Origin of the sequence: Nocardioides sp. (assembly GCF_034670285.1) — a bacterium.
Lineage (GTDB): Bacteria > Actinomycetota > Actinomycetes > Propionibacteriales > Nocardioidaceae > Nocardioides.
Genome location: NZ_JAXMNS010000316.1, coordinates 1 through 4,627 on the forward strand (window position 1 = coordinate 1; position 4,627 = coordinate 4,627).

Here is a 4,627-nt window from a genome sequence, read left to right on the forward strand (position 1 = left end):
GTGGACCGGCGCGGGCTCCGGCGCCATGGCCTCGTGGTAGTCGCGGCTCTCCTGCGTCGTGTAGGCCCAGGTGGCGGAGTAAAGCAGCAGTCGCGAGAAGTAGTTGATCCAGACCACGAGGATGAGAGCGATCCCGAAGGCCTGGAAGGCGGGCTGGTCCTTGGTCGAGGCCAGCAGGAGAGTCGAGATCTGCTTGAGCACCTCGAAGCCGACGGCGCCGAGGAGCGCGCCCTTCCACAGGGAGCGGTGCGGCGGCTCGGGCTCGGTGAGCACCCGGAAGATCGAGTAGAACAGGATGGTGTTGGCAGCGAGTCCGAGACTCAGCGCGATCAGCCTCACCAGCCAGCTGAACGTCTCGTCGAGCTCGAGGTAACCGAGGATCTCGGTGGCGAAGCTGCTCACGAAGCCGGCCACCGCCACCGCGACGATCAGGATCAGGCCGATCATGGCGAGCGTGATCAGGTCGCGCAGCTTGCCGATGACGAACGACGGCCGCTGACGCACCGGGATCTCGAAGACGATCAGCAACGCGTCACGCAACGCCGAGATCCACGCCAGCCCGGAGTAGAGGACACCCGCGAGACCGACCAGCCCAGCGAGCCCGGAGAAGCTGCGGATCGAGTCGAGGGAGATCTCGCCCTCCCCGTCGCCGACGATGTTGGGCAGCACCGAGTCGATGGCGGTGACGAGGTCGGTGCGGGCACCGGGATAGACGTCGGAGACGATGCCGACCACGAAGAACGACAGGGCCAGGATCGGGAAGAAGCTCAGAAAGGCGTAGTAGGTGACCGCGCCGGCCTGCTGGCCGGCCTTCACCTTGCCGTAGTGCTCCTGCATGAGCAGCACGTGGTCGAGCACGGGGAAGCGCTCGCGCAGCGCGCTGAGTCGTTCCTTGACCGAGGCCATCGAGAGATCAGTCCTTCTGCGGGTCGGCGGCCAGCGCGAAGTCGCGCGTAGGGCGCCAACCCAGGTCGTCGTCGTGCACGTAGAGGTGGAACTCCCCCACGGCGAACTCGCACTCGAAGTCGGCCAGCTCGGAGAACGCCTGGTCGAGCTGGGGGTCTGCCAGGTGGTGAGCCACGGTGACGTGCGGGTGGTAGGGGAAGTCGAGCGGGACGTCGAGCGGACCCCGTCGTACGGCGTGGGCGAGCTGCTCGCACTGGCTGATGCCCTCTGCCAGCGTCACGAACACGACCGGAGAGACGGGACGGAACGTGCCCGTGCCCCGCAGGTGCACCGAGAACGGCTCGACCTCGCCTGCCGCCTCCGCGAGGTGCGCCTCGATCTCGGCGAGCTCGCCGTCGACCTCGGTCGGGGGGACCAGGGTGATGTGCGTGGGGATCATCGCGGCCGTGGTGTCGCCAACGGCCTTCCGGTAGTCCTGCAGCTCGGTGGCCCAGGGCTCCGGAATCGCGACGGCTACCCCGATCGTCGGCATGCCTCCAACCTAGCGGGACGTGCCGGGGATCGCAGAAGGGGCGACGAAACCCACGCGCTGGTAGACGTCGCGCAGGGTCGCCTCGGCGACCGAGCGAGCCTGCTGGGCCCCGTCGGCGAGCACCTGGGTCAGGTAGGCCTGGTCGTCGAGCAGCTCGAGGGTCTTCTCGCGGAACGGCGTCACGAAGGTGACCACGGCGTCCGCAAGGTCGCCCTTGAGGTCGCCGTACCCCTTGCCGCTGTACTCCTCGGCGAGCGTCTGGACGCCGGTGCCGGTGAGGGCGGAGAAGATGGTGAGCAGGTTGGAGATCCCGGGCTTGGCCTCGGGGTCGAAGCGGATCTCGGCCTCGGAGTCGGTGACCGCGGAGCGGACCTTTTTGGCACTGACCGACGGCTGGTCGAGCATCTCGATGATGCCGGCCGGAGAGGAGGCCGACTTGGACATCTTCGCCGTCGGGTCCTGGAGGTCGGCGATCTTCGCCGTCGCCTTGAGGATGTAGGGCTCGGGCAGCCGGAAGGTCTTCTTGTAGCGGTGGTTGAAGCGCTGCGCGACGTCGCGGGTCAGCTCGAGGTGCTGACGCTGGTCCTCGCCCACCGGCACGTAGTGCGGGCGGTAGAGCAGGATGTCGGCGGCCTGGAGGATCGGGTAGGTGAAGAGGCCGACCGAGGCGGCACCCTCGCCGCCCTTGGCCGACTTGTCCTTGAACTGCGTCATCCGACGGGCCTCGCCGAAGCCGGTCAGGCACTGGAGCACCCACGACAGCTGGGCGTGCTCGGGGACCTGGCTCTGGATGAAGATCGCCGAGCGAGCCGGGTCGATGCCCATCGCGAGCAGCTGGGCGGCCGCGCGCAGGGTGCGCTCGCGCAGCACCTTGGGATCCTGCTCGACGGTGATCGCGTGCAGGTCGGCGATGAAGAAGAAGGGCTGGTGGTCGCGCTGGAGGTCGACCCACTGCCGCAGCGCACCGAGGTAGTTGCCGAAGTGGAAGGAGTCGGCGGTCGGCTGGATACCGGAGAGCACCCGGGGGCGGGCTCCCCCGCCGGTCACCGTGGGGACGCTGACCTCGGGCTCGGTGGTCGCAGGCATGGTGGGCATTCTTCCCGATGGGCTGCGAGGATCGGGACGTGCCCACCCACCTGACCTTCCAGCAGCACCTCGCCGGGCTCCACGAAGCCACCCTGATGATGTCGCGTCACGCGAGCGCCGCCGGGCTGGACGTGGCGATCCCGTCCTGTCCGGAGTGGACGATCCGACGCCTGATCGGCCATCAGGGGCGGGTCCACCGCTGGACCAGCGCCGTGCTCCGTGGCGAGCGGATCGACAAGGACGCCGTCGAGAAGGCCGGACGCAGTCACTCCGATCCCGTCGAGTGGCTGCGCGACGGAGCCATCGAGCTGGTCACGACGCTCGTCGCCACTCCGGAGGATGCCGACGTGATGGTGTTCCTGCCCGACGCTCCCCCGCCGCGCCTGTTCTGGGCGCGACGCCAGCACCACGAGACCGCGGTGCACGGCGTCGACGCCCTCGCAGCCGAGCTGGGACGCCTCCCCCGCGCCGAGGAGACCTGGATCGGGATCGACGCCGCCCTCGACGGGATCGACGAGCTGCTGATGGGCTTCGTGCAGCGCGAGATCTCGCCGCTGCGGAGCGCGCCGGGCGCCGACCCGGTGACGATCGCGATCCGCACGCCCGATGCGGCGTACTCGTGGACGGTGCGGGTCAGCGAGGAGCCGCCGGTCGTCGTACGCCACGAGGGTGCCGCCGAGGCCGACCACGCGGACCTGATGATCGAGGGACCGGCCGTCGCGCTCTACCTGGCGCTGTGGCACCGCGGCGACGAGGCCACGGGCGACGGGCTGGCGCTGTGGGAGCAGATGAGCGTCTGAGTCGTCGTACCCTCCCGTCATGAACTTCACCGCCGAGTCTCGGATCATCGCCTCGTTCACGTTCATCGCTTTCCTCGTGCTGGGAGCCTGGACCGGCGTCGAGGCCCTCATCTACCGATCGCGCATCGTGCCGTTCGAGTCCGTCGGCGGCCGCGTCCTGCTGCTGCTCGTGCCGGTCGTCGCGACTGCGGTTGCCTTCCAGGCGACCCGCTCGACCGAGGTCTCGTGGGCCAAGTCCTTGGGCGGAGCGGCGGTGCTGCTGGGCCTGCTCAGCACGATGGCCGGCTTGGTCTACCTCGTCACCAACGTCTGACGTCTACTCGCTCGGGAGACGGTCTAGGATCGTCACCCACCTCGGCAAAGGAGCCTCTCGATGGTCGACAGCTACCCGATCCTCACGCTCGTCCCACCGCTGGTCGCCATCAGCCTGGTCGTGGCCACGCGCAAGGTGCTCCTCAGCCTCGGCCTCGGCGTCCTCGCGGCCGCGCTCCTCATCGAGGAGTTCTCACCGTGGGGCACCGTCAAGCAGGTGGTGGGGGCCTTCACCGACCTCTTCTGGATGGACGGTGGGGTCAACACGACCAAGGTCTACATCCTCATCTTCACGCTGATGCTCGGCGTGATCACGGCCTTCATCATGATGTCGGGTGGCACGCGCGCGTTCGCCGACTGGGCGCAGGAGCGCATCAAGACCCGCCGCGGCGCGACGATCCTGCCGGCCGCGCTCGGCATGGCGATCTTCGTCGACGACTACTTCAACGCCTTGGCCGTCGGGCAGGTCAGCCGACCCGTGACCGACGTGCACAAGGTCTCGCGCGCCAAGCTCGCCTACCTCGTCGACTCGACCTCCGCGCCGGTCGCCGTGCTGGTGCCTTTCTCCAGCTGGGGTGCCTTCATCCTCGGGTTGATCGCGATCGAGGTCGAGGGCTCGACGCTGCAGATCTCCGACGTGGGTGCGTTCATGCAAGCGGCGGGCGCCAACTTCTACGCCTTCGCCGCGCTGCTCCTGGTCGCGGTCGTCGCGTTCCGCTCGCTCGACCTCGGTCCGATGCGTGCCGAGGAGAAGCGCGCCATCCTCGAGGGAGAGACGTTCGACAGCTCCGAGGAGATCCCCGGTCAGCTCTCGGCCGATCTCCCGGTGCACCGCCCCGGCGCCAAGCGGGCGCTCATCATGCCGTTCGTCCTTCTCGTCGTCGGTGTCTTCGCCGGCATCGTCTGGACGGGCCAGCGCTCGGCCGGCTCGTGGTCGGTCGTCGACATCCTCGGCGCGACCGACGTGACCTTCGCCCTCATCGTCGGCGGC

6 protein-coding genes are annotated in these 4,627 nt (G+C 68.7%); 3 read left to right on the forward strand and 3 right to left on the reverse strand.

Annotated features, from left to right (window positions below; genetic code table 11):
* The 3 genes from VOI19_RS14765 to trpS form a co-directional block, all read right to left on the reverse strand.
* Nucleotides 1-906, reverse strand: a 906-nt coding sequence (locus VOI19_RS14765; protein WP_323793724.1) for a YihY/virulence factor BrkB family protein, incomplete at its 3' end; no start/stop codon positions are given.
* 7 nt (nucleotides 907-913) lie between these two features.
* Nucleotides 914-1,438, reverse strand: coding sequence for a 2'-5' RNA ligase family protein (locus VOI19_RS14770; RefSeq protein ID WP_323793725.1), 525 nt, complete (start codon nucleotides 1,436-1,438; stop codon nucleotides 914-916).
* Nucleotides 1,439-1,447: 9 nt separating this feature from the next.
* Entirely contained in the window at nucleotides 1,448-2,524 is a 1,077-nt protein-coding gene (gene trpS, locus VOI19_RS14775; RefSeq protein ID WP_323793726.1) for a tryptophan--tRNA ligase, read from the reverse strand.
* A 38-nt stretch (nucleotides 2,525-2,562) separates the two neighbouring features.
* On the opposite strand from trpS, the gene VOI19_RS14780 reads away from it, so the two are divergent.
* The 3 genes from VOI19_RS14780 to VOI19_RS14790 form a co-directional block, all read left to right on the forward strand.
* Nucleotides 2,563-3,324, forward strand: coding sequence for a maleylpyruvate isomerase N-terminal domain-containing protein (locus VOI19_RS14780; protein WP_323793727.1), 762 nt, complete (start codon nucleotides 2,563-2,565; stop codon nucleotides 3,322-3,324).
* Nucleotides 3,325-3,343: 19 nt separating this feature from the next.
* Nucleotides 3,344-3,637: a hypothetical protein gene (locus VOI19_RS14785; RefSeq protein ID WP_323793728.1), complete on the forward strand. Its 294-nt coding sequence runs from the start codon at nucleotides 3,344-3,346 to the stop codon at nucleotides 3,635-3,637.
* 60 nt (nucleotides 3,638-3,697) lie between these two features.
* The coding region (locus VOI19_RS14790) for a Na+/H+ antiporter NhaC family protein (RefSeq protein ID WP_323793729.1) at nucleotides 3,698-4,627 on the forward strand (930 nt) is incomplete at its 3' end.

Coding starts and splice junctions, on each gene's coding strand:
- VOI19_RS14770 (WP_323793725.1), bottom strand. CDS start 1,438: ATGCCGACGATCGGGGTAGCCGTCGCGATTCCGGAGCCCTGGGCCACC.
- trpS (WP_323793726.1), bottom strand. CDS start 2,524: ATGCCTGCGACCACCGAGCCCGAGGTCAGCGTCCCCACGGTGACCGGC.
- VOI19_RS14785 (WP_323793728.1), top strand. CDS start 3,344: ATGAACTTCACCGCCGAGTCTCGGATCATCGCCTCGTTCACGTTCATC.